Source organism: Sphingobacterium sp. B16(2022) (assembly GCF_012030425.1).
In the GTDB taxonomy this organism is placed as follows: domain Bacteria; phylum Bacteroidota; class Bacteroidia; order Sphingobacteriales; family Sphingobacteriaceae; genus Sphingobacterium; species Sphingobacterium anhuiense.
The window spans coordinates 315,379-341,076 of the sequence record NZ_JAAUVN010000004.1 but is presented as its reverse complement, the minus strand read 5'-3'; the positions used below and the strand labels follow the sequence as shown (position 1 = coordinate 341,076).

General features: G+C 37.6%; 16 protein-coding genes and 1 tRNA gene. 14 read left to right on the top strand and 3 right to left on the bottom strand.

All coding sequences use genetic code 11. The annotated features are described in order from the left end of the window. Positions 1 to 67 precede the first annotated feature (67 nt). Positions 68 to 415 (bottom strand): phage holin family protein, encoded by a 348-nt coding sequence (locus HCX49_RS19790; protein ID WP_021190846.1) that lies wholly within the window; start codon positions 413 to 415, stop codon positions 68 to 70. A gap of 203 nt (positions 416 to 618) precedes the next feature. On the opposite strand from HCX49_RS19790, the gene HCX49_RS19785 reads away from it, so the two are divergent. The 10 genes from HCX49_RS19785 (at position 619) to HCX49_RS19740 (ending at position 16,442) form a co-directional block, all read left to right on the top strand. Then, on the top strand, positions 619 to 1,047 hold the full coding sequence (locus tag HCX49_RS19785; RefSeq protein WP_132771687.1) for a DUF2147 domain-containing protein: 429 nt from the start codon (positions 619 to 621) through the stop codon (positions 1,045 to 1,047). A gap of 138 nt (positions 1,048 to 1,185) precedes the next feature. Then, entirely contained in the window at positions 1,186 to 2,433 is a 1,248-nt protein-coding gene (locus HCX49_RS19780; protein ID WP_132771686.1) for an ABC transporter permease, read from the top strand. A 115-nt stretch (positions 2,434 to 2,548) separates the two neighbouring features. Beyond that, positions 2,549 to 3,739 carry a glycine C-acetyltransferase gene (kbl, locus tag HCX49_RS19775; protein WP_132771685.1) on the top strand — a complete coding sequence of 397 codons (1,191 nt, stop codon included), beginning with the start codon at positions 2,549 to 2,551 and terminating at the stop codon, positions 3,737 to 3,739. 78 nt (positions 3,740 to 3,817) lie between these two features. Then, entirely contained in the window at positions 3,818 to 5,617 is a 1,800-nt protein-coding gene (gene typA, locus HCX49_RS19770; RefSeq protein WP_132771684.1) for a translational GTPase TypA, read from the top strand. 262 nt (positions 5,618 to 5,879) lie between these two features. Next, entirely contained in the window at positions 5,880 to 7,484 is a 1,605-nt protein-coding gene (locus HCX49_RS19765; protein ID WP_168127954.1) for a M20/M25/M40 family metallo-hydrolase, read from the top strand. Positions 7,485 to 7,627: 143 nt separating this feature from the next. After that, positions 7,628 to 10,429 carry an excinuclease ABC subunit UvrA gene (gene uvrA / locus HCX49_RS19760; RefSeq protein ID WP_168127953.1) on the top strand — a complete coding sequence of 934 codons (2,802 nt, stop codon included), beginning with the start codon at positions 7,628 to 7,630 and terminating at the stop codon, positions 10,427 to 10,429. Positions 10,430 to 10,462: 33 nt separating this feature from the next. Next, positions 10,463 to 12,103 carry an alkaline phosphatase PafA gene (gene pafA / locus HCX49_RS19755; RefSeq protein ID WP_168127952.1) on the top strand — a complete coding sequence of 547 codons (1,641 nt, stop codon included), beginning with the start codon at positions 10,463 to 10,465 and terminating at the stop codon, positions 12,101 to 12,103. Positions 12,104 to 12,267: 164 nt separating this feature from the next. Further along, positions 12,268 to 12,717: an RrF2 family transcriptional regulator gene (locus HCX49_RS19750; RefSeq protein ID WP_021190852.1), complete on the top strand. Its 450-nt coding sequence runs from the start codon at positions 12,268 to 12,270 to the stop codon at positions 12,715 to 12,717. A gap of 145 nt (positions 12,718 to 12,862) precedes the next feature. Beyond that, positions 12,863 to 15,649: an outer membrane beta-barrel protein gene (locus HCX49_RS19745; protein ID WP_168127951.1), complete on the top strand. Its 2,787-nt coding sequence runs from the start codon at positions 12,863 to 12,865 to the stop codon at positions 15,647 to 15,649. Position 15,650: 1 nt separating this feature from the next. After that, positions 15,651 to 16,442, top strand: a complete 792-nt coding sequence (locus HCX49_RS19740; protein WP_168127950.1) for a GLPGLI family protein — start codon at positions 15,651 to 15,653, stop codon at positions 16,440 to 16,442. A 47-nt stretch (positions 16,443 to 16,489) separates the two neighbouring features. Here HCX49_RS19740 and metG read toward each other — a convergent pair whose 3' ends face one another. Then, positions 16,490 to 18,559: a methionine--tRNA ligase gene (gene metG, locus HCX49_RS19735; RefSeq protein ID WP_168127949.1), complete on the bottom strand. Its 2,070-nt coding sequence runs from the start codon at positions 18,557 to 18,559 to the stop codon at positions 16,490 to 16,492. Between the two features lie 99 nt (positions 18,560 to 18,658). On the opposite strand from metG, the gene HCX49_RS19730 reads away from it, so the two are divergent. Together HCX49_RS19730 and HCX49_RS19725 are read left to right on the top strand one after the other, a co-directional pair. Beyond that, the gene (locus HCX49_RS19730; RefSeq protein ID WP_021190857.1) at positions 18,659 to 19,564 is read left to right on the top strand and encodes an LD-carboxypeptidase; all 906 of its coding nucleotides are present in this window, start codon (positions 18,659 to 18,661) and stop codon (positions 19,562 to 19,564) included. A 5-nt stretch (positions 19,565 to 19,569) separates the two neighbouring features. After that, positions 19,570 to 19,977: a DoxX family protein gene (locus HCX49_RS19725; RefSeq protein ID WP_168127948.1), complete on the top strand. Its 408-nt coding sequence runs from the start codon at positions 19,570 to 19,572 to the stop codon at positions 19,975 to 19,977. A gap of 83 nt (positions 19,978 to 20,060) precedes the next feature. On the opposite strand, the gene HCX49_RS19720 is transcribed toward HCX49_RS19725, so the two are convergent. Beyond that, on the bottom strand, positions 20,061 to 22,571 hold the full coding sequence (locus tag HCX49_RS19720; RefSeq protein WP_168127947.1) for a family 20 glycosylhydrolase: 2,511 nt from the start codon (positions 22,569 to 22,571) through the stop codon (positions 20,061 to 20,063). 126 nt (positions 22,572 to 22,697) lie between these two features. Here HCX49_RS19720 and HCX49_RS19715 point away from each other — a divergent pair. Both HCX49_RS19715 and HCX49_RS19710 read left to right on the top strand, forming a co-directional pair. Further along, a tRNA-Glu gene (locus tag HCX49_RS19715) sits at positions 22,698 to 22,769 on the top strand. A gap of 331 nt (positions 22,770 to 23,100) precedes the next feature. Further along, complete coding sequence (locus HCX49_RS19710; protein WP_168127946.1) at positions 23,101 to 25,071, top strand: beta-N-acetylhexosaminidase family protein; 1,971 nt, start codon at positions 23,101 to 23,103, stop codon at positions 25,069 to 25,071. Positions 25,072 to 25,698 lie beyond the last annotated feature (627 nt).

The window sequence follows — 25,698 nt, the reverse complement described above, 5'->3', positions numbered from 1 at the left end:
CCTCATCATCAATACAAAAAAGCCAATCTTTTTGGATTGGCTTTTTTGTATTTTGAAAAGTTTTATTTTAATCTTTGCTAGGAAACATTTTTCCAATGATCATTTCTAGCACCGCTACTACAATTGCAAAGAGCGCTGCTGTCCAGAAGCCGGAAACATCAAATTTAGATCCGAGTAATGAATCTGTTAATAATATCATGAGCACAGTGATGATAAAAGAAACTAGTCCCAGTGTTAACCAATTTAATGGAAAAGTGAACAATCTTAAAATCGAACCAACGGTAGCATTAACAAATCCAATAACAAGACCTGTTATGATAGCCCAAAGAAAGCTGGCAACATGTACTCCTGGAGATATGTAGGCTGCTAGTGCAATCACTACACCTGTAATAAGTAGGCTAATAATGAATTTCATGATATTTATAATTTTAAGTTAATCTTACAAAATTATCATCAAATGCGGTGCCAAATTCTACTCCTAAACGATCGTTTGCTATTCGTCTCTCCCAAATTAAACTTTTGGTACTTTAATCTGTTTAATATAATTAATTGCATATATGTTATGCTTGCATAATATAAATTTTGTAAATTCACATAAACAATTATAACAGAGACAATATGAAAAAGATGATCATGACACTGATGCTGGTATTTACGTCAGTATTAATTTTTGCACAATCTGACCCTATTATTGGAAAATGGCAGAATCCTAGTGGAGAGGGTAGAATAGAAATCTACAAAAAAGGTGAAAAGTATTTTGGTAAACTATATTGGTTGAAAGAACCAAATGATGCACAGGGTAATATTAAAAAGGACGTTAAGAATCCCGATAAAAGTTTGCAAAGCAGACAGGTTCAGGGCTTAGAGATTTTGACTAACTTTTCAAAAGATGGTAATGTCTATCAGGACGGTAAAATATATGATCCAAAAACAGGAAAAACCTATAGTTGTAAAATGACCTTACAGGGAACAGATAAGTTAGATATCAGGGGCTATGTGGGCGTCAGTTTATTCGGACGTACTGAATCATGGAAAAGGGTGAACTAAAGCTTTGGTAAAAAAATGGAAAGCGCTACTTATTTATAAGGGCGCTTTTTCTTTTAGGGTCTTTAATTATTAAAAACATTGTAAAATTAATTTAATAGCAGTAATTTCAGCAATCTAAATATTAACGATAGAATTGCTATGGCTGTTAAAATGTCCTATTCAGAGAATATAAAACTTGCTCTCCAATCCATTGTAGGCAATAAGTTGCGCACATTTCTGACAGCACTGATTATCGCAATAGGCATTACGGCACTTATAGGTGTTTTAACATCTATAGATGCGATTAAATCGTCTTTAACAGACTCCTTTTCTTCAATGGGATCCAATTCATTTAATATTCGGAATCGCGGTCTGAATGTCCGCATTGGAAATAGCGGTGAGCAGTCGAAGGTATATTCATCCATTACATACCGTGAAGCGGTCAGCTTTAAAGAACAATATAAGTTTGACGCCGTCACCTCGCTCAACGTGAATGTTTCATGGGCAGCAACCGCAAAATATAAATCAGAAAAAACAAATCCTAATATCGGTGTCATCGGATCAGATGAATCCTATTTAAAAACATCCGGATATAACTTGTCTATTGGTCGTAATTTTACGAATCAGGAAGTTTATAAAGGAAGTCCTGTTGTCATTATCGGTGATGAAATATATCAAAAATTATTTAAAGGCACCATCAATCCGATAGGTGAATTTATGACAATCGGTGGGGTGCGTTATCAAGTAATCGGAGTATTAAAAAATAAGGGATCAAGCGCTGGTATGGGCGCTGATAAGGCCTGTTTGATACCTTTGGTAAAAGCAAGAACAGTAATGGGTGGTGTTGAGCCTTCTTATACCATTACGATATCGGTTAATGATCCGGTCCGCTTAGAAGCCGCAGTAGGGGAGGCTACTATTGTGTTCCGTAATATACGTGGGTTGACAGCTAAACAAACATCTGATTTTGAAATCACGAAATCTGATGCGGTTGCGCAGATCTTACTTCAAAATATGGTTATCATTACAATGGGAGCAATCGTGATTGCATTAATAACATTAATAGGAGCTTCCATCGGTTTAATGAATATTATGCTGGTTTCTGTAACAGAGCGGACGCGCGAGATTGGAATCCGTAAGGCAATTGGAGCAACCCCTTCGGTGATACGTAAACAGTTCTTAATAGAAGCAGTTGTTATCTGTTTAATTGGTGGGGCAGCAGGAATTATATTGGGTATCGTTATCGGCAACCTGCTGGCATTACAATTGGGTGCATCATTTATTGTTCCTTGGAATTGGATCATATTAGGTTTTACTGTATGTGTTCTGGTGGGTATGCTCTCAGGCTATTACCCTGCATCAAAAGCTTCAAAATTAGATCCTGTAGAAGCATTACGTTATGAATAGTAAAATTGTGCAAACGGTTTCACATACTTTTGAGGCATTAATAACATAAACTTCATTTATAAGTGGAGTAAATGCTCTTATAAAATCTTATTATTGTAGAAAATTTTGAATTATTATGTATAAAACTCTTCAACCTGCATTGCAGAAAGAATTAGCAGCTATCAAAGAAGCTGGTTTGTATAAAGAAGAACGCGTAATTACTACGCCTCAAGGTGCTGATATTAAAGTAAGCACTGGTGAAGAAGTCATCAATTTTTGTGCAAATAACTATTTAGGATTATCATCACATCCTAAAGTAACTGAAGCAGCAAAAAAAGCAATTGATTCACATGGATATGGAATGTCATCAGTACGTTTTATTTGTGGAACACAGGATATTCACAAAGAGTTGGAAGCAAAAATTTCTAAATTTTTAGGAACAGAAGATACTATTTTATATGCGGCGGCATTTGATGCCAATGGCGGAGTATTCGAACCTTTATTAGGTGCAGAAGATGCGATCATTTCAGATGAATTGAATCATGCATCTATTATCGATGGTGTCCGTTTGTGTAAAGCACAACGTTTCCGTTATAAAAACGCGAATATGGCAGATTTAGAAGCTCAGTTACAAGCGGCTTCTGGCGCGCGTCACCGTATTATCGTTACAGACGGAGCATTCTCTATGGACGGTTCCGTAGCCCCATTAGATCAGATCTGTGATCTAGCAGATAAATATGAAGCATTAGTGATGATCGATGAGTCACACTGTACAGGTTTTATTGGTAAAACTGGACGTGGAACACATGAATTATATAATGTAATTGATCGCGTTGATATCATTACTGGAACGTTAGGTAAAGCATTAGGTGGTGCATCTGGAGGTTTTACTTCTGGTCGTAAAGAAATTATCGATATGTTACGTCAGCGTTCCCGTCCATACTTGTTCTCCAATACTTTAGCGCCAGCCATCGCAGGAGCTTCTGTAGCAGTCTTAGACATGCTAAGTGAAACGACAGACTTACGCGATAAATTAGAAGCAAATACAGCTTATTTCCGTGAAAAAATGACAGCAGCAGGTTTTGATATTAAACCGGGATTTCACCCTATTGTGCCTGTTATGCTGTATGATGCAAAATTAGCACAAGAATTTGCAACCAGAATGTTGGCAGAAGGAATCTATGTAATTGGTTTCTATTACCCTGTTGTTCCACAAGGAAAAGCACGTATCCGTGTTCAGATTTCGGCAGGTCATGAGATCAGTCATTTGGATAAAGCAATAGCAGCATTCATAAAAGTTGGAAAAGATTTAGCTGTAATCAAATAAAATACACATAGTTATATGAATTTATGATGCAAAATACTTATCTTTGCACCCTGAATTTAAAACAAATTTACTTGCTGGATGCAAAATATTAGAAATATAGCGATTATCGCTCACGTCGATCACGGTAAAACTACGTTGGTAGACAAAATCTTACACTTCACAAATCTTTTTAGAGATAATGATGGTACAGGTGATTTAATTTTAGATAATAACGATCTAGAGCGTGAACGCGGTATTACAATCGTTGCTAAAAACGTTTCTGTTCAATACAAAGGTGTGAAAATCAACGTTATTGACACTCCTGGTCACGCCGATTTCGGTGGTGAGGTTGAGCGTGTCTTGAAGATGGCTGATGGTGTTGTGTTATTAGTAGATGCTTTTGAAGGTCCTATGCCTCAAACTCGTTTCGTTACACAAAAAGCTTTAGCTTTAGGCTTGAAACCTTTGGTAGTTGTTAATAAAGTAGACAAAGAAAACTGTCGTCCTGAAGAAGTATATGAAAATGTATTTGATTTATTCTTTAGCTTAGATGCTACTGAAGAGCAATTGGCGTTTCCAGTATTATACGGTTCTTCTAAAAATGGTTGGATGTCAACAGATTGGAAAGAGCCTAAAGAAGATGTATCTGAATTGTTAGATGCTATCATCTCTCACTTCCCACCATCTCCTTTTAATGAAGGTACTTTGCAAATGCAAATCACATCTTTAGATTACTCTACTTTCGTAGGTCGTATCGCTATTGGTCGTGTTGCACGTGGAACAATCAAAGAGAACCAACCTATTTCATTGATGAAACGCGATGGTAAAATCGTTAAATCTCGTGTAAAAGAGTTACATACGTTTGAAGGTTTAGGTCGTCGTCGTGTTACAGAAGTTGCTTGTGGTGATATCTGTGCTGTAGTTGGTATCGAAGGTTTTGATATCGGTGATACTATTGCTGATTTCGAAAACCCAGAGCAATTAGAGGTTATTCATATTGATGAACCTACAATGAACATGTTGTTCACGATTAATAACTCTCCTTTCTTTGGTAAAGAAGGTAAATTAGTTACTTCTCGTCACATCCATGATCGTTTACAAAAAGAATTAGAGAAAAACTTAGCATTACGTGTAGTTCCTACTGAATCTCCTGATGCATGGTTAGTATATGGTCGTGGTATTCTCCATTTATCTGTATTGATCGAAACAATGCGTCGCGAAGGTTACGAATTGCAAGTAGGTCAGCCACAAGTTATCTTGAAAGAAATTGATGGTAAGAAATGTGAGCCAGTCGAAGTATTGGTCGTAGATGTTCCTGCTGAAGTTTCTGGTAAAGTAATCGAATTGGTAACACAACGTAAAGGTGAGTTATTGATTATGGAGACTAAAGGTGAAATGCAACACTTAGAGTTCGAAATCCCTTCTCGTGGTATCATCGGTTTGCGTAACAACGTATTGACTGCTACTGCTGGTGAAGCTGTTATGGCTCACCGTTTGAAAGGTTACGAGCCTTGGAAAGGTACAATCCCTGGACGTCAACATGGTGTATTGATCTCTTTAGATAAAGGTACTACAACAGCTTATTCTATCGATAAATTACAAGATCGTGGTAAATTCTTCGTTGATCCAGGAGTAGATATCTATGAAGGACAAATTTTAGGAGAGCATATCCGTGATAACGATTTAACAATCAATATCGTTAAAGCGAAACAATTAACGAATATGCGTGCTTCTGGTACTGATGATAATACGCGTATTGCACCAGCGATCAAATTCTCTTTAGAAGAATCAATGGAGTATATCCAAGGTGACGAATATATTGAGGTTACTCCGCAGTCTATCCGTTTACGTAAGATCTACTTAACAGAAGGTGAACGTAAAGTGAACAAAAAAGTTTAATGATCTCATTAGATTTAAAATAATATAGAAGCCTCCGATTTATCGGAGGCTTTTTTTGTAATATCCCTTTTTCAAACAGTGATTGTAAATTCTCCTTTATCTGTTTTGAAGAATTCTTTTTGGAATTCTTTTTAGATTTTCCAAATCATTTGGATCGTTAATAATCTGTCTTTTTTGTAATAAAATCAGTGCAAAGTCGTGAATGTCAATATAAATTTCGATTTTTAAGTGGCCTTATTAAAATCCTTACATATTATATTTTATGAAAAGAACTTATCTCACGTATATTTTCTCAAAAAGAGTCTTAGGTTATACCTTGTTTTTTAGCTTTTTTACGCTAGATCATGGATTTGCACAAAATCGATCACAGCAGGGATCGCAGGTATTAGAGCCTATTGTGCAAAAAATTGTAGCAGAAGCCAATCATAACTCTCAGCTGGAATCACTCGCGTTTGAACTGTTAGATGTAGTTGGTCCCCGCTTAGTGGGAACTCCAGGTATGACCCGTGCAAATGAATGGGCAGTTGCTAAATTTGAAAGTTGGGGCATTACAGCTCAAAATCAAAAATTTGGTGAATGGCGAGGATGGGAACGCGGTATTTCACATATCGATATGATTGCACCCCGTGTCAAATCATTGGCCGGAACACAGCTTGCATGGAGTCCGAGTACAAAAGGGAAAAGTATACAAGCGGAAGTTATTAGCCTACCAGATTTAAAGGATTCCTTGTCATTTCATAAATGGCTTCCATCTGTTAAAGGTAAATTTGTGATGATTTCAATGCCACAGCCAACCGGTCGTCCGGATCATAATTGGGAAGAGTATGGGACCAAGGAATCCATTGAACGGATGAAAGTTTCTCGGGACTCTCTTGCAGTTTTATGGAACAACCGTATCAAAGCTTCTGGAGTATCTGCAAATTCTATCCCAGCCATGTTGGAAGATGCAGGTGCCGTAGGGATATTGACCAGCAATTGGTCAAAAGAATTTGGAGCGAATAAAATATTTGGAGCACGGTCATATAAGGCGCCATCGCTCGATATCTCCTTAGAAGATTATGGTATGTTATACCGTTTAACCGAAAAGGGAATCAGTACAAAGATCAGTGTCGAGACTGCTTCAAAGGATCTAGGAAACGTACCTTCCTTTAATACTATTGCTGAAATTAAAGGAAGTCAATTTCCGAACGAATACGTTATTCTTTCAGCTCACCTTGATTCCTGGGAGGGAGGTTCGGGAGCAACAGACAATGGAACCGGAACTATCGCTATGATGGAAGTCGCACGTATTTTGAAAAAGATATTGCCAAATCCTAAGCGAACTATACTAATCGGTTTGTGGGGAAGTGAAGAACAGGGGCTAAACGGCTCGCGTTCGTTTGTCTTGGACAATCCAGAGATTATAGAAAATACACAAGCTGTTTTCAACTTAGATAACGGTACAGGCCGTGTCGAGCGAATTAATGGCTCAGGCTTTGTACATGCTTATGACTTTATATCCCGTTGGATGTCTGCTGTGCCTGCACATGTTACAAAAGATATCAAAACAGAATTTCCGGGATCACCAGGAGGCGGGGGATCAGACCACTCATCTTTCGTTGCTGCTGGAGTACCTGCTTTTATGTTAAGTTCATTGTCTTGGGGTTACTTTTCAAATACATGGCATACCAATTTGGATACTTATGATAAGTTAGTGTTTGATGATCTCAAGTATAATGTAATTCTTACTGCTGTAATGGCTTATAAAGCCTCTGAGGAGGCCAAGTTGGTTAATCGGGAGCAAAGGGTGCTTCCGGCGGGAAGTGATGGTAAACCGGGTATTTGGCCTCCTATTAGACAACCAAGGAGAACAGGAGTTGGATATTAGGTAACATTTGAAATAGATTCTTTATTAAGAATTTGTAAAATATTGGGCTTTTCTTAGTCCATATTATTAATAAGGATTTTTAAATCCTTATTTTTGTTTTTATCTGTATGTCAGATTGAAACAAATTAGATTGGAATTTATAAATGGCGAAGACACAGAATAATAGTCCGAAAAATTATATTCAAATAAAAGGGGCAAGAGTCAATAATTTAAAGAATATTGATGTCGATATCCCTAAAAACAAACTGGTAGTTATTACAGGTATGTCAGGCTCGGGCAAATCTTCCTTAGCATTTGATACACTCTATGCCGAGGGGCAACGTCGTTATGTCGAAAGTCTCTCTTCCTATGCTCGTCAGTTTATGGGAAGGATGAATAAGCCTGAAGTTGATTATATTAAAGGTATAGCACCGGCAATAGCGATCGAACAACGCGTTATTACAAGCAACCCACGCTCTACTGTTGGTACATCGACTGAGATTTATGATTATCTGAAACTATTATATGCACGTATAGGCAAAACCTATTCTCCAGTATCTGGACAACTTGTTACGAAAGATACAGTCTCCAGTATTGTAGATTTTGCAACAGCTTTAGAGGAGGGAACATCTATTACCATTTATGCTCCATTAATTCCCACGAACGACCGTAAGATAAAAGAGGAACTTTCACTTTTATTACAGAAAGGTTTTGTTCGTATCAAGTATAAAGGTGAGTTACAGAAAATAGAAAGTATCATCGATGACAAGAAAGTCGATAATAAAGCAATTAAAGAGGGTGAAATAGAAATCGTTACGGACCGTCTTCGTATCGACTCGGATGACGATACCTTAAATCGTCTTTCGGATTCTATTCAAACAGCTTTATTTGAAGGAAAAGGTAATTGCTCCATAGCCGTAGGAGAGGAATTACATCATTTCTCAGATCGTTTTGAGCTTGATGGAATCTTGTTTGAAGAACCAACAGCTAATTTCTTCAGTTTTAATAATCCATATGGAGCATGTCGCCGTTGTGAAGGATATGGGAAAGTGATTGGTATCGATCCAGATCTTGTTATTCCTGATAAAAGCCGATCGGTATATGATGGTGCTATCGCACCATGGCGAGGAGAGAAAATGGGCGAATGGTTACAGGCACTGATCAAAGTTTCATTAAAGTTTGACTTTCCTATCCATCGTTCTTATTCTGATTTAACAGCCGCACAGAAGAAAGTTCTTTGGACTGGTAACAAATATTTTTCAGGTTTAAATCAGTTTTTTCAAGAGCTTGAAGAACAGACCTACAAAATCCAGTATCGGGTCATGTTATCCCGCTATCGTGGTAAGACAGATTGTCCAGAATGTCATGGTTCCCGTCTTCGTCAGGATGCAACCTACGTTAAAGTTGGCGATAGGTCCATTACCGATATCGTGCTGATGCCTTTAGATAAAGCATTGGAGTTTTTCCAAGGGTTAGAACTAAAAGGGAATGATCTTTTAATTGCGAAGCGGTTATTATCTGAAATTGAAAGCCGGTTACAGTTTTTATGTGATGTAGGATTGAGCTATTTAACTTTAAATCGCTTATCCAACTCTCTTTCTGGAGGTGAATCGCAACGTATCAATTTAGCGACTTCTTTAGGAAGTTCTTTGGTTGGGTCAATTTATGTCTTGGACGAACCGAGTATAGGTTTACATCCTCGAGATACACAAAGACTTATAGGAGTTTTAAAATCGCTAAGGGATATTGGCAATACGGTTATTGTGGTCGAGCATGAACAGGAAATGATGGAGGCTGCCGATTATTTGATCGATATTGGTCCGGAAGCAGGAATAAATGGCGGTGAATTGGTATTTGCGGGTCACTACGATGATATCATTAAAGATAAAAAAAGTTTAACAGGACGTTATTTAAGCGGACAAGATCAGATCGTCATTCCGGCTCAACGCCGTACATGGAACAATTCCATTACAGTTAAAGGAGCGCATGAAAATAACCTGCAGGGTATCGATGTGACTTTTCCACTCAATAATTTTACTGTTGTCACCGGTGTTTCCGGTTCTGGGAAAACATCGCTTGTAAAACGGATTTTATATCCGGCTCTGCAAAAAGCGATCGGGAATTATTCCGGTGAGCAGACAGGAGTTTACGATGGAATTGAAGGAGATATTGATCGCGTTGAACAAATTGAAATGGTTGATCAGAATCCGATCGGTCGTTCTTCACGATCAAATCCCGTTACCTATGTAAAAGCTTGGGATGAAGTTAGAGCTTTATATTCAAATTTACCGGCAGCTAAAGCTGCAGGACTAAAACCCGCCGCCTTTTCATTTAATGTGGAGGGTGGTCGCTGTGACGTATGCCAAGGCGAGGGAGAAGTAAAGATTGAGATGCAATTTATGGCCGATATTGTGCTGCCTTGTGAAGCTTGTGAAGGAAAACGCTTTAAACAGCATGTACTTGATGTCCAGTATAAAAGTAAGTCGGTTTCAGATGTTTTGGAATTGAGTGTTGATGAGGCTATTGTTTTCTTTGCTGATCAACCTAAAATCTTATCTAAACTTCAGCCTTTACAAGATGTTGGACTAGGTTATGTGAAATTGGGACAATCATCGAGTACACTATCTGGTGGAGAAGCACAGCGTATCAAACTGGCTTCATTCTTAATTAAAGGAAATAACAGTAAGAAAACACTTTTTATATTTGATGAACCAACAACAGGTCTCCATTTTCATGATATTAAGAAGCTCTTGAAATCTTTTGAGGCACTGATCAATTTAGGGAATAGTATTTTGGTTATCGAACATAATATGGATATGATCAAATCGGCAGATTGGGTCATAGATATCGGTCCTGAAGGGGGAGATAAAGGAGGGAAATTAGTTTTTGCAGGACTTCCTGAAGATTTGGTCAAATGTAAAGATTCTTATACAGGGCAATATTTACAGACTCATTTAACGAATTAATTTTACATTTATAGCCTAAACAAAATAAAAGACATGATTAAAAAAATGTTAATAATGATGTGCGTAGGGTTGAGTAGTTTGACAACCTTTGCACAGTCGCCAGAACGTCCTAAATTAGTCGTGGGTCTTATGGTTGACCAGATGCGTTGGGATTACCTGTACCGATTCGCTGAACGTTATGGCGAAGGTGGTTTCAAAAGATTGTTGAATGAGGGATTTTCATGTGAAAATACGCTGATCAACTACATTCCAACGTATACTGCTATTGGCCATAGCTCTGTTTACACAGGATCAGTACCTGCTATACATGGTATTTCGGGTAATGATTGGATTATGGAGCAAACTGGTAAACCAATGTATTGTACTCAGGATGACAATGTCGTTGGGGTAGGTACAACAGAGGCTGAAGGAAAGCAGTCTCCACGCAATTTACTCGCTTCAACCATTACAGATCAATTGAAATTGGCGACCAATTTTCAATCAAAGGTTATCGGTATTGCCATTAAAGACCGTGGCGGGATTCTACCTGCTGGTCATTTTGCTGATGCAGCCTATTGGTTTGAATCTAAGTCAGGTAATTGGATTACGAGCAATTTCTACATGGATAAATTACCAAACTGGGTAACAGATTTTAATAAGAAAAAACTTGCTGAAAAATATTTAAAACAAGATTGGAAACCATCTTTTCCGTTATCGACCTATACATCAAGTATTGCTGATGATAATATTTATGAAGGAAAATTTGCTGGAGAGGCAAGTCCAACTTTACCAAGGGCAACTTCCAAATTGATGGCTACTGAAGGGTACGAGTTGATCAAGACGACGCCTATGGGAAACACCTTGACATTAGATTTAGCTAAAGCGGCTATAGAAAATGAAAAACTTGGAAATAACCCAACGAAAAGTACGGACTTTCTTTGTGTAAGCTTATCTGCTACTGACTATGTGGGCCATCGCTATTCCCTTTCTTCTGTAGAAATTGAAGATATCTATTTAAAGCTGGATCATGAACTTGCAGATCTTTTCAACTATTTAGATAAATCAGTTGGTAAAGGTAATTACACATTCTTTTTAACAGCAGATCATGCCGCATCTTATAATTCTCGTTATTTCATGGACATGAAAGGGAACGGGGGATATTTTCCAGGTAGACAGATCTTAACAGCTTTGAATGATAATTTGAAAGCTAAGTTTGGTCAAGAAAAAATAGTTAAAAGCTTAATGAACTACCAGGTTCATTTGGATAATGAAAAGATTGAAACTTTAAAACTAGATGAAGAAGCCATTAAAACAGATATCATCAAGTATTTGAAAAAACAGGATGGTGTTGCTTTCGTATTCGATATGTCCAAAGGTGATGTTCTTCAAGCTCCACTTGCAATTCGAGAAAAAGCAATTAACGGATATCATATGAAGCGAAGTGGTGTTATTCAGATTGTTGTTGAGCCACAATGGTATGAGGGATCTCCTCGTTCTACAGGTACAACGCACGGTACATGGTCAAGCTTTGACTCGCATATACCATTAGTATTTATGGGATGGGGTATCAAACATGGCGTTTCTAATAAAGCTGTAAACGTTACTGACATTGCTCCAACTTTAGCCGCGTTGTTGCATGTTATGGAGCCAAATGGTAGTATCGGTACTCCTATAGTAGAAGTGTTAGGACAGTAATATCGCTTTTAAATGCTATATTACAGGTAAAATTTGTTAGATTTCTGCTATATAAATTTACTGATTGAAGAGAAGAGGGTGGTAAAATTGTTTTATAAGCAATGCAATAAGATTGTAAATAAAACAATTTTATCTAAGTTTGTAGATAAAATTGAATAAATAATATGCTTTCTAAAAAGACAAAATATGCCATTAAAGCCTTAATGGTTTTAGGTAGGAACTACGGTAAAGATCCCATGCAGATTGTAAAAATTGCAGAGGAAGAAAACATTCCGAAGAAATTTTTAGAACAGATATTGTTGGAAATGCGTAATGCAGGGATTTTGTATAGCAAGAAAGGTGCAGGAGGTGGTTACAGTCTAAATAAAGCACCAGAAGATGTTTATTTGTCCCAGGTGATGCGATTGATCGACGGACCTATTGCCTTATTACCTTGTGTCAGTCTTAATTTCTATCGCTCATGTGATGAATGTACCACAGAGCATGCCTGTGGTATACGCGATACTTTTGTTGAGGTTCGTAATGCAATGTTACAAATACTAAACGATACGAGTGTTGCGAGTCTAATAAACAAGGAAAAACAATTAAACCTAGACACTACAGAAGATAGCTAGATAAATTAAACTTTTTACTGAAAGGGCCGAATTATTTGATTAATTCGGCCTTTTTTATTTTTAACGAAAATTTAACAAAAAGCATACGACTTTATCGTATTAAAACTATATCTTTAGTTTTTAATATCATTATAAACCGAACCTAATGGCCAAATTCTATTGGAGCATATTATTACTATGCTCATTTATGCTGACCAATGCAACACATGCACAAACAAAAGTATCGGGAGAGATTGTAGATTCGAAGGATGGGGGGAAACTTGGTAAAGCGGCTGTTGTATTATTAAATGCGAAAGATTCCGTTCTTGTCAAGTTCGTGAGAACAAATGAAAATGGATCCTTTTCTTTTCCTAAAATTGATACAGGAACTTATCGGTTCATTGTATCCTTTCCTCAATATGTGGATGTTGTCAAGGATGTTACTGTAGGTCAAGAGCCCATTGCTTTTGGAACTATTAAATTATCAAAAGCCGCATTGCTTTTGGAAGAGGCACAAGTAACAGGCAGAATCCCTGTCGTTATGAAAGGGGATACCATTGAATATGATGCAGGAAGCTTTAAAGTCGAAAAAGATGCTAAAGTGGAAGACCTCTTAAAAGTATTGCCAGGAATGACCATGGATGCAAATGGTAAGATTACGGCAAATGGAAAAGAAGTGAAGAAAGTATTATTAGACGGAGAAGAGTTCTTTGGCGATGATCCAACACTTATTACCAAGAATATCCGTTCGGACATGGTTAGTAAGGTACAGGTGTATGAAAAAAAATCGGACTTAGCAGACCGTACAGGTGTTGATGACGGAGAACGCACACAGACTATTGATATCAAGTTAAAGGCCGATAGTAAGAAAGGAATGTTTGGGCAAGCTACCGTGGGTGGAGGTACCGATAACTACTATGGGGGCAAAGTGATGGTCAATAAATTCAAAGGGAGCCAGAAAATAGCTGTTTACGGTATTGCGGCCAATGATGGTATGGTGGGACTTGGATTTGAAGATGGACAGAAGTATGGTGTAGGTGGATCGGGTAGCATGGAAGTTATGGATGGTGGCGGTATTATGATCTCTTCTGGTGGTGACGGCTCCGAAGGTGGATTTGACGGAAGGTTTTATGGAGGTGGAGTACCCAAAGCTTTAAATTTTGGGGCCAGCTACTCAGATAAGACTGCAAATGATAAGCACAAAATTAACGTTAACTATAGAAGGAATCAACTAAACGTAAATAATACCAGTACTTATTCTGCCCAAAATAACATTCCAGAACAAGCACGTATTGATAATTCGGTAACGAGCTCGGACAACGAGACTAAGACAAATGCAGCCAACCTGAGGTATGATTATAAATTGGATTCCTTAACCGATATGACTGTGAAAATGGGGTTCAATAAGTCGCAAAGGGATAATTTTTCAGAAACATTTGCTGATCAAAAAACTTTGGAAGGGCAGGGAATTACGGAAACATATTCTAAAAATAATTCGAGAACTGATCAGGAGCAATACAATCTGGACGTTTTACTCACGAGACGTTTTAAGAAAGTAAGAAGATCATTGACTTTGGCGGTCAATACGAATTCGGATAAAAATGATGGTAATATAAATTATTTCTCAAGTACCCATTTCTTTAAAAACAATCTTACCGATACCATAGATCAGTATAAGAAAAATATGAATAGGAATACGAATTTAGGAGCTTCGATGACCTTTACAGAACCTATTTCTAAAAGGTTGACCGCTGCTCTGGGATATTCATTCCTAAATAATAAGTCGGAAACATTAAATCAATCTTTCGATAGAGATTCGTTGACAGGCGAGTATACCGTATTAGATCAGGCGATCCTGAATGATTTTGATTTTACGAGTATGAAAAATGGATTGAGTACTTCACTCAATTATAAAGATAACAAGTTAACGGTTAATCTAAGTAACCAACTGGATTTTGAAAATGTGAAGCGTGATTACAATAATTTGGAAACTGTGCTTCAGCGTGATCAAACGTCAATTCGTCCAAGCTTATCGACTAATTATCAGATTACGAAAAGTAAAAGTATTAATTTCAGGTACTCGGGAAGAACATTGCAACCGTCACTGACGCAAATCGAACCATTAAAGCAAAACTCACAACAATTGGTAACCTATCTCGATAATTTTGATTTAAAAGCTGGTTTTAGTAATAATTACAGTTTAAGTTTCAATTCCTATAAACAGCTGAAAGATCAAAGTGTTTATGCATATGTAAGTGCAACCCAGGGAATCAATAATATATCCAGCAGGGTGAGGTATTATGAAGAAGGTCGTCAAGATATTCAATATGTCAACATCGACAAGACAAACTGGCGGATATATGGGCAATCTGGATATCGATTTGTTGTACAGAAAAAATGGGGACTGAACCTAAATTTAGGAGCTAATGTGGAATACAGTAGTCAATATAGTTACTTATCATTAGGAATAGAGGAACCGCGTTTAAATCAGAATGAAACTTGGAGTTTAGCCCCTAGTATCGGATTAAGTCGTTATAAGGCAAATAAGTTGGATTTCTACTTAAATATTACTCCGGGTGTTGAAAAACTAAATTCCTCTTTACAGCCTCAATTGAGTAGAACAACTTTTACAATGAATTCTTATGGCAATGTAACTTATTACCTGCCGAAAGATTTTAAAGTAGGGCTTAACGTTAATCAAAGCTATCAGAGTTCGACTCAAACCTTGCAGTCTATTAATATCGTTAATATGAATGGTTATATTTCAAAGAAATTCTTTAAAGATAAATCGTTAGAAGCACAGATTTATGTTAACGATATCTTGAATAAGAATAGTGGTATAAACCGCTATCAGAATGGATCCTCTTTTATTCAGTCCAGTAATGAAGTGTTGCACCGTTATGGCATGTTGAAAGTGATTTATAATTTTACAACTATGAAAGGAGGAAAATAAGATGAAAAAGTATATTGTAGTAATGTTTTTATTTGTGGGTTTTATGATGCATGCGTCTGCCCAGTACGCTTTTTTTCCGAGTAGTGGAACCGTTACGTTTGAACGGAAATTTCATTTACATAATTATTTGAAACGCAATTTCTTGAATAAACCAGATCTGGATGGTTGGGACAAGATTAGTGTGGAGCAGGCCATGAAATCTGGTCCTGTAGAGATGATTACGCATCATAGTTTAAAATTCTTTGATGATGAAACCGTTTTTGAGACTGTGCAGGAGGATTATCCGCCGAATTATCGTAATTACTCTTGGTACAGCCCCTTTATTACTGATTCCAAAACCTATATCAATGTTAAACAGAGCAGCTTTCTAAAGTTATTGCCTTTCGGAGATGAAGAATTATTAATGAAAGATTCATTGCCCAATGTGAAGTGGAAGTATACGGATGAGTACCGAAATATTGCAGGGTACGATTGTCGTAGGGCGAATGGTATTATTCAGGATTCAATTTATGTGGTGGCATTTTTTGCAGGGCAGATTCCCATTCCAACAGGTCCAGAACTTATTCATGGTTTACCGGGGATGATTTTGGGTGTATCCATTCCGAGCATGAACATTAATATTTTTGCAACAAAGGTTGAATTAACCAATACGCCAGTTTCCAATGTGTTAACCAAGAAAAAGAAAGTGGTAGCGGAGCCCAAGACTGCGATTGTCGCAAAACTAAAATCTTCTGTCTACGATTGGATGGACGAAAAGGAATTCAATAAAAAGCTGAAAGCAATATTATTTTAAATAAGAAAGGGAACGATAAGTTCCCTTTCTTATTTAAATATAGTTCTTTATCGAATGGTACTACCCGGTTTGATTGCCGAGGTTGGATTTACAAAGTCCAAACGGCCATCAGCATCCTCAGCCATTAAGATCATCCCTTGAGAGGTGATTCCTTTGATATCGCGAGGCTCCAGATTTACTAAAATAGATACCTGTTTGCCGATGATTTCTTCTGGAGTGAAGAATTCTGCAATTCCAGATACAACCGTACGTTGGTCAATACCAGTATCAATTTTGATTTTTAATAATTTCTTTGTTTTAGCAACTTTCTCTGCTTCTATGATCGTGCCTACACGAATATCAAGTTTCGTAAAATCTTCGAAAGCAATATTTGCTTTAGCCGGTTCAGTTTTTACATTTGCCGCTGCATTTGCAATTTTTGCCTGAGTCAATTTGTTCAATTGAAATTCAACTTGCTCATCCGTGATTTTTTCGAATAAGAGTTGTACTTCACTCAATTGGTGGCCATCAGCAATTAAATCAGCTTTACCAGCATTTGCCCAATTCGTACTTGGGAAATCAAGCATCTCAAAAAGTTTTGTAGCAGTTTTCGGAAGGAAAGGCTGTGCCAATACCGCTAAGTTTGCGACTATTTGTGTGGCCACATTCAGAACCGTTTTTACACGTTCCTCATCCGTTTTGATTACTTTCCAAGGTTCTTCATCTGCTAAGTACTTATTTCCTAAACGAGCAACATTCATAAACTGTGCTAATGCCTCGCGGAAACGATATTGCTGTATAGAACCGGTGATCGCGTCAGGGAATTTTGCTAATTCAGCAAAAACATTTTGATCTACTTCATTTAACGGAGAACCGCTAACTACTTTACCATCAAAATATTTGTGAGAAAGTACCATGACACGGTTGACAAAGTTACCAAAGATGGCAACCAGTTCATTGTTAACTCTAGCTTGGAAATCCTTCCATGTAAATTCACTATCAGATGTTTCAGGAAGAATAGAAGTCAATACATAACGTAATTCATCTTGTTTTCCTGGAAACTCTTCTAAATATTCATGTAACCAAACAGCATGATTACGAGAGGTCGATAATTTGTCTCCTTCAAGATTTAAGAATTCATTTGCTGGTACGTTATCCGGTAAAATATATTCACCATGTGCATGTAAGATCGCGGGGAAGATGATACAGTGGAATACGATATTATCTTTTCCAATAAAATGGATCAGGCAGGAGTCATCTTCAGGATTTTCTTGTTTTTTCCAATAATCTTCCCAGTTTTTACCATGATCAATAGCCCATTGCTTGGTAGCAGAAATGTAGCCTATCGGAGCATCTAACCAAACATAAAGTTTTTTACCAGCAGCCTCTTGAAGCGGAACATCTACTCCCCAGTCCAAATCGCGGGTCATAGAACGAGGTTGTAAACCCGATTTCAACCAAGATTGGCACTGACCAAAAACATTTGATTTCAACACGTCTTTTTTACCTTCGATCAACCATTTCTCTAACCAAGGTTGGTATTTATCTAGTGGTAAGTACCAGTGTTTTGTTTTTCTTAATACCGGTGTTTTTCCGCTCAATGTCGATATTGGATTGATTAAGTCTGTTGGACTTAACGAAGTACCACATTTCTCACATTGATCACCATAAGCACCTTCCGACTTACAGTTAGGGCAAGTACCAACAATATAACGATCAGCTAAGAATTGATGAAAATCTTCATCATAGTATTGTTCTGAGAATTTCTCAACGAATTCACCTTTATCGTACAAATTCGTAAAGAATTCTTGAGACAACGCATGGTGGATAGGTTCGGAAGTGCGGTGATAGATATCAAATGCAATACCGAACTCTTCAAAGCTCTCTTTAATTTGTGAATTGTACTTATCAATAATTTGCTGCGGTGTGATACCTTCTTTTTTTGCTCGGATGGTAATCGCCGCTCCATGTTCATCAGAACCACAGACATAGACAACGTCTTTATCGTTAAGACGTAAATAGCGCACGAAAATGTCGCCAGGAATATATGCGCCGGCCAAGTGACCAATATGCAAAGGACCATTAGCATAAGGCAATGCAGATGTAATGGTGTAACGTTTTTTGGATAAATTACTCAATGCTATACAGTAAATTAGTAGTTAGCGAAATAAAAAAACACTATAAATGTTTGTTTCTTTGACAAAGATAATTCAATTTGCGGTATTAAAATAAAGATTATGACGAAAATACCTGAATTTCTTAAAGCAGGCGATAAAGTCGCAATTGTCTGTCCTGCAAGTTTTATTCGTGGAAATATAGACGCCGCCGTTAAAATTTTGGAATCATGGGGCCTGGAGGTCCATTTGGGAAAGACTGTCACAGCCGCTTACCATCAATTTGCGGGCGATGATCATGAAAGAGCTGCCGATTTGCAATGGGCTTTGGACGATGAGTCTATCAAAGCTGTTTTTGCGGCGAGAGGTGGATACGGTTGCGTGAGGATTATTGATCAACTTGATTTTTCGCTTTTTCAAAAACAGCCTAAATGGCTTGTTGGGTTTAGTGATATTACTGTTTTACATAGTCATATTCAACAGCAATTTGCCATTCCTACCATACATGGGCAAATGCCAAAATCTTTTGAAGCAGGTACCAAAGCTTCTTTAGATACATTGAAGGCCGCTCTTTTCGGGCAGTCGGTAGATTACAGCTATGAGCAGAAAGAATTTCCAAATAGAGTAGGAGAAGCAACAGGAATACTAATTGGAGGAAATTTAGCTATTCTACTATCCGTACTGGCATCTGAGTCAGATGTCAATTACGATGGTAAAATCTTGTTTATCGAAGATGTTGGAGAGACTTTCTACAGTGTCGACCGGATGTTATGGGCATTGAAGCGGGCTGGGAAATTTAAAAAATTGAAAGGCCTGATTGTCGGCGGTTTTTCCGGAATGAAAGATGCTGATCCTTCATTTGGACAGTCTGTCTCTGAAATTGTGATGGAAAAAGTAAGGGAAGCAGATTTTCCAGTAGCATTCGCTTATCCTGCCGGTCATATTGATGATAATCATGCATTAATTTTTGGGAAGAAGGTGAAATTAAAGACCACAAAAAATAAGGTTTCATTAACATATATCGATTAAGTATTATGGCACTATTTCAAAATTTAGGAAAATATAAAGATTTCGGTTTATTGATCATGCGTGTTGGTTTAGGCGTGATGATGATTGTGCATGGATTCCCGAAAATGATGGGTGGAGTAGAAACATGGACTAAGCTTGGGGGTTCTATGGGAGTATTAGGCATTCATTTCTTACCCATTTTTTGGGGATTTATGGCCGCAGTTGCCGAAGGAGTAGGAGGTCTGTTTTTATTGATCGGCCTTTGGACTAGACCTACTTTACTTTTTTTAGCGTTCACGATGATTGTTGCGGCTCTTGTTCATTTCGGAAAAGGAGATGGCATTAAAGGAGCCTCTCATGCCATTGAATTATGCTGTGTTTTTATTGGTCTATTATTTATCGCTCCGGGAAAGTATTCTGTTGATAAGAAATAAGACAGTTGAACTTATTGTAATAAGAGAAGAGGCTTAACACATCATGCGTTAAGCCTCTTCTTTTGTTCTGTGAACGTTCTATTTTAGTATGTCGAAACAATCCCCAAGTCTCCGATCTGAGTGATTACTCTAAACTTGTAGGTCGACTTGCTATTAAAAGGAATAGCTCCTTTATATTCTTTTGATTTTAAAGTAGGTTCCGTGTTATCTTCACTGTAGTAAATTTTAAAACCTGGGTAGTCGGTGTTGGCTGTTAACTTTCCATCGATCAATTTTACTCCGACAGCAGGTACACGATAATGATACCCTTTATTTAATTTATCTAATTTCTTCAATTCATCATTACCTAACTTCTGCATAAATCCAGCATAGCTTTTTTGGTAAGTCTGATGATCAAAATTTTCGCCATTTTCCCAGCTTTGTTCCGGAGCCCATCCACGATCGGCAACTGCCAATAAGCGTGGAAAAATCATTTCTTCAAGACGCGTATCGTTATTTATTTTTTCAGACCAAAGTCCAGCTTTAACACCCAAGAAGTTTGCTTTGCCTTTTTCCGTTAAATGCACCTTATTTTTTGCGAAATCTTTCGGTAACTCGTTTCCTGAATTGTCTTTGAACAGGTTAATAAAATAGTTTTCCGGAGCAAACGAGTATGTTTTGTTAATATCAACCAATCCTACCCAGCTATGTCCCGGCTCAGCAAAGTTATGGTCCCAGGTCATGTCCAGATAGTTGTTATAGGCAGAAGTAAAGACAACTTTGTAACCTGCATTCGCTAGGCGGTACGCTAAATCTTCCTGTCCACCACCGATCAGGTTATTCCAGACGTTTAAGTTGATGTTATGGTCTGCTAGTGCTGGATTTACATCCATTCCCTTTCCGAAATTTTTCATCCCCATTTCTTCCCAGCCCGACATGATCAAACCTTTAGAGTGGCATAATTCATTAATACGGTTAATGTAATATGGCCACACATCATGTACGGATGTGATGTTATTTTCTTTCATGAAAGCTTCGATCTTCGGAGATTTTTCCCAGACGCCAGCAGGCGTTTCATCACCACCTAGATCGATGATCTTTAAAGGTACGCCAGCTTGTTCATGCATTTTTTTCACTTCATCGATTACCTTACTTAAGAATTGGTATGAAGAAGGTAAGGCAGGATTTAAAACGTTGTCGTTCCAGTTCTGTGCAGAGTTGTATACCGATAGGTCTTCTGGATCATGTAATAAATATTCTTCCGCACCTTTAAGGTCTCCTGTTTTTTTAAGTTTATTGTAACGCGCTTCCATTGATTTTATCGCAGCACGTGCATGTCCAGGAGTTTCAATTTCTGGAATGACATCAATATGTCTTGCGGCTGCATAACGTAAAATCTCGATATAGTCCTGCGTGCTTAGATATTGTTTTTCTTTTGCTACCGCTCCAGATCCATAGGCCGGTTGTATGGCTTTTCCATCTTTAAAGTTGGCAGAGCGTACACTACCGACCTCAGTCAATTCAGGTAATCCTGGAATTTCTAAACGCCAGCCCTCATCATCGATGAAGTGGAAGTGAAATTTATTCAGTTTGTACTGCGCCATTGCATCCAAAATACGAAGTACCTCAGCTTTGCTATGGAAATTACGTGCCACATCCAGCATGAGACCACGATACGGGAAACGGGGCTGATCTTTTACCTGAGCATATGGGAAATTCAATGATTTATTCGTCGGGCTCCATGCTGCGGCAGGAATTAAAGATTTTAATGACTGTAAACCGTAGAATGCACCCGTAGGAGTACTTGCTTTAATTTCGATTCCTTTGCTATCGATATTCAGTGCATAAGCCTCGTCTTCAAAGCCTACAGTTTTAACGATCTTGATTTGGGCGTCTTTACTCGTGCTTTTCTGTGCCTGTATTCCTGTTTGATCTTTTAGAAATTGAATGAATAAAGCGGCTTCATTATTAAAATCATTATCGCTATTGATTGAAATAGTATTTGTCAATTTAAATGACTTTGTTTTATCAAAGCTTGCTTGCGCAGGTAGCGGTAGAATATCCTGCTGTGAGCCTTTAGAAAGAAGTTCATTGCTCGCAAACTTCTGCTCTAAATAGGCTTTACGCTGTTCTGCTGTAAAGGTATTGCGTTGCGCTTCATAGTTTTTGATGTCCGCATAGGTGTCTTTACCATCATAGCTTACGTAAAGCCCGATTGGTCCATCCGTATAATTTATCAGGCCACCGAGTGTTGTAAAATTGATTTCAATGGTATCTTTGGGCTGTAGTGTTAGATTGTTTTTTGCAAATTCGATCTGGAATAAATCTCCATTACGATGTGACAATTTAAAACGGGAATCAACAGATTTTGCATCTATTCCACGGATGAAATTAAACCATAGTGACCAATCTTTAAGTGCAATTTGCTGACTGTCTGTATTTTTAATGATTAATTTTGACGTAGGGTTCTTCTTTAAACTTATTCCTGTTGGAACTTCCCAGCGTACTGAAATCTTATTTTCAATGTTTGCAGGAGACTGGGCAAAGAGATTTGCTGTCAATAATGCCATTGTAGTAGACAGCCAAATGGACTTTTTATACGGTTGATAACTCATGAATCTATAAGTTGTTTAGTTTGTTGTGTGATCTAAAGATACAATTTTTAGAGAAATAAATAATTTTTCATTTTTATTTTGAAATATTCAATAACCTTTCTATATTTGCACACCGAAACACAAAAAGGCCCGTTCGTCTAGGGGTTAGGACGTTAGATTTTCATTCTAGAAACAGGGGTTCGATTCCCCTACGGGCTACAAAAAAGCGACTTCAAAAGAGTCGCTTTTTTTATGCGCTTTATTTGGCATATGTCCTATTTTATGCCAAAGTATTTTGTGTGATTTCTATAAATTAATACCCTATTTAATTCCATTTTTTTCATCAATTAATCTATCCCCAAAGAAGCAGATGTAGCATCTTTTTATTCTCTATCTGTGGCATCGTTGTCATACTAATCAATTTAAATTTAAGATGTGCGTACGGGGAGTTTGATTATGTAATAAATCACATACATGGAAGTTATATGGGTGAATTATATTATTTTTGAAATTTATGCTATTAATTAGCATAGAAATTAAACTTAATTTAATGATGAATAAAAAAATTATATATGGTTTATTAGGGGCAGTTATTTTAAGCGGAAGTTTAAAATTTGGGTATGCTCAGCAAAAGAATTTTGAAACTGCTACGGTATCAACCCTTCCCTCTATATTTCCCTCACCTGTGTTTATGGAGCTTCAAGGCGAGAGCTTTCCTCTTGGACAGACCATTACTTTAGTTGCATTACCAGAGGTTAGTGAGTATACTAAGACCACAGTAGAGAAGATGCTGAACAAGGCAGGAGTGAAGAATGTGAATACAACCCAAAAGATTCCAAAGTCAATTCGAGGTACAGTAGTGGTTCTAGGGGAGAGCAAAAGTGGGGACGGAACAGCACTTCTTAGCAACAACCAGGCAATTTTAGATTCTCATAAAGAAGGTTATGTAATTTCTAGTGGAAAAAAAGATCAAGGTTTTTTAATATCACTAATGGGGCATGATGCGCATGGTCTATTTCATGCCACACAAAGCTTCGCACAGTTAATCACAAGCGCTTTCTTTCCATCACTATTGATTCAAGATTACCCCGCTCAGCCTATCCGCGGTTCGGTGGAAGGGTTCTACGGGAAACCCTGGACTATGTTAGAGCGCGAGCAACATTTATTATTTTTATCCTCTGTTAAAGCCAATACCTACGTGTATACGCCAAAAGATGATCCTTACGCTAGAGATAGATGGAGACAGCCTTATCCAGCGGACACATTATCAGAACTTGGCCGTATAGCAAAGATTGCAACCGATAATCATATCAACTTTGTTTATGCAATATCGCCTGGTCCAACGATTTGTTTTTCATGTAAAACAGATTTTGATCTATTAAAAGACAAAGTAAATGCGTTAAGAAGCGTGGGTGTGCGTAGTTTTTATTTGGCATTAGATGATATTGAGTATCAAAAATGGAACTGTAATCAAGACTCGATCACTTTTGGGAAATCAGGCCCCGAAGCTGCTGCGGTAGCACAATCATCATTATTAAATAAATTGCAGGACTATATCAAGGGAGTAGATCCTGAGGCGCCAAATTTAATTATGGTTCCCACCGAGTATTATGATGCTAAAGAAACCCCGTATAAAGCTGCATTACGTAAAAATTTAAATCAAGATATCGTTGTTCAATGGACAGGAACTGATGTCGTTCCGCCATCAATTTCAATAAATGATGCAAAAGCGGCTACTAAGGTGTTTGGAAAACCAACATTGCTCTGGGATAATTATCCTGTAAATGACTATGCAGAATCTAAAGGAAGGCTTCTTTTAGCACCATATGATAGAAGGGAAGCAGGGTTATCAAAACAGCTTGCCGGGATTTTGTCCAATCCAATGAATCAGGAAGCTTCTAGTAGAGTAGCAATATCGGGAGTGGCTGCTTTTGCCTGGAATGATCAGGATTACGATGCTTCTCGTACTTGGACATTTGCTGCACGTCAATTAGCTGGAAATAATCCAAAAACCACTCAGGCACTATTGCTGTTTTTCGATACCCAGCACTTAGCCCCAACATTTGGAACACACCCTTGGCAAGTGCAAGCACCTGCATTAAAATCAATTTTAGATAAGTTTAGAGATGCTTTTTCTTATGGTAATAAAGATGATCGTGCGCAGGCTATTAAAAGTCTAATAAATCATGCTCATGAATTTAGAAATGCTCCAAATATTATTCGTTCAGGAACAATTGATAAGGGTTTTGTCCGTGAAGCTGGACCGTGGTTAGATGCGATGGCAATATGGGGAGAGGCTTTAGAATCAGTTGTCTTAGGTTTGCAGGAGGTAGAAATGGGTAAAAGTAATAGTATCGGTTATTTTGATAAAGCTCAAGAACTCGCTAAAAAGGCGGCGGTTATTCCATCAACACCAGGTGCGACTCGCTTTGAAGGGCCAGTTAAAATTGCAGACGGAGTATTGGATGTATTTATTAAAGATGCACCCAAATTACTTTATATAGCAAAAGGTAGTAAGTAGATCATACTTTTTGGTCAGATTAATCTAATGAGAAGATATCTAATCTATCATTGAAAGAACAGCTAAAGGTAATTCCTTTAGCTGTTCTTTTTTGTTGTAACTTGATTTCAGACTCGATATTAAATGGGTTTTAAGATAGAAATAAGAAAGGAGCGGAAGGTCGATATTTGTAAAATCTGTAATACTTTAGTGAAGCCTTATGTTGATTAATAATCAGCAAATTAGATAGTTTGTTACTTATTTTTTGTTCACTATTTCACACATGTTCACGTTCCATGAACATGTGTGAAATAGTGAACATGTGTTTGTTTTATCTTTCTCATGGGGCATTTACCGGCCAATGGAATAACTCTTAAAAATCTTATCAGAAGCCAATTTGTGGAACATGAGGCAGCTCTACCAAGTATTCCCTGAATTTGCCACATTCTCTACGTAGCGAATCTTAGCTGGACAAATATCCGTTTGATTATGCATATCGATGAACCCAGCGAATAGGACTATTATATCAAGGATGCAACAGGTGAACAATAAGCTAATGATGACTTGACAACGAGATATGCAGTAAGTAAACTGCGATAAGAAGTAGTAGGACGAAGTGTCAAATAATGAAGAATTGACGCATTCTAG

Excerpts from the sequence above, each read along its gene's own strand:
- typA (WP_132771684.1), top strand. The coding sequence starts at position 3,818 with ATGCAAAATATTAGAAATATAGCGATTATCGCTCACGTCGATCACGGT.
- HCX49_RS19710 (WP_168127946.1), top strand. The coding sequence starts at position 23,101 with ATGATGAATAAAAAAATTATATATGGTTTATTAGGGGCAGTTATTTTA.
- HCX49_RS19765 (WP_168127954.1), top strand. The coding sequence starts at position 5,880 with ATGAAAAGAACTTATCTCACGTATATTTTCTCAAAAAGAGTCTTAGGT.
- uvrA (WP_168127953.1), top strand. The coding sequence starts at position 7,628 with ATGGCGAAGACACAGAATAATAGTCCGAAAAATTATATTCAAATAAAA.
- kbl (WP_132771685.1), top strand. The coding sequence starts at position 2,549 with ATGTATAAAACTCTTCAACCTGCATTGCAGAAAGAATTAGCAGCTATC.
- HCX49_RS19740 (WP_168127950.1), top strand. The coding sequence starts at position 15,651 with ATGAAAAAGTATATTGTAGTAATGTTTTTATTTGTGGGTTTTATGATG.
- pafA (WP_168127952.1), top strand. The coding sequence starts at position 10,463 with ATGATTAAAAAAATGTTAATAATGATGTGCGTAGGGTTGAGTAGTTTG.
- HCX49_RS19745 (WP_168127951.1), top strand. The coding sequence starts at position 12,863 with ATGGCCAAATTCTATTGGAGCATATTATTACTATGCTCATTTATGCTG.
- HCX49_RS19720 (WP_168127947.1), bottom strand. The coding sequence starts at position 22,571 with ATGAGTTATCAACCGTATAAAAAGTCCATTTGGCTGTCTACTACAATG.
- HCX49_RS19785 (WP_132771687.1), top strand. The coding sequence starts at position 619 with ATGAAAAAGATGATCATGACACTGATGCTGGTATTTACGTCAGTATTA.
- HCX49_RS19750 (WP_021190852.1), top strand. The coding sequence starts at position 12,268 with ATGCTTTCTAAAAAGACAAAATATGCCATTAAAGCCTTAATGGTTTTA.
- HCX49_RS19780 (WP_132771686.1), top strand. The coding sequence starts at position 1,186 with ATGGCTGTTAAAATGTCCTATTCAGAGAATATAAAACTTGCTCTCCAA.
- HCX49_RS19725 (WP_168127948.1), top strand. The coding sequence starts at position 19,570 with ATGGCACTATTTCAAAATTTAGGAAAATATAAAGATTTCGGTTTATTG.
- HCX49_RS19790 (WP_021190846.1), bottom strand. The coding sequence starts at position 415 with ATGAAATTCATTATTAGCCTACTTATTACAGGTGTAGTGATTGCACTA.
- HCX49_RS19730 (WP_021190857.1), top strand. The coding sequence starts at position 18,659 with ATGACGAAAATACCTGAATTTCTTAAAGCAGGCGATAAAGTCGCAATT.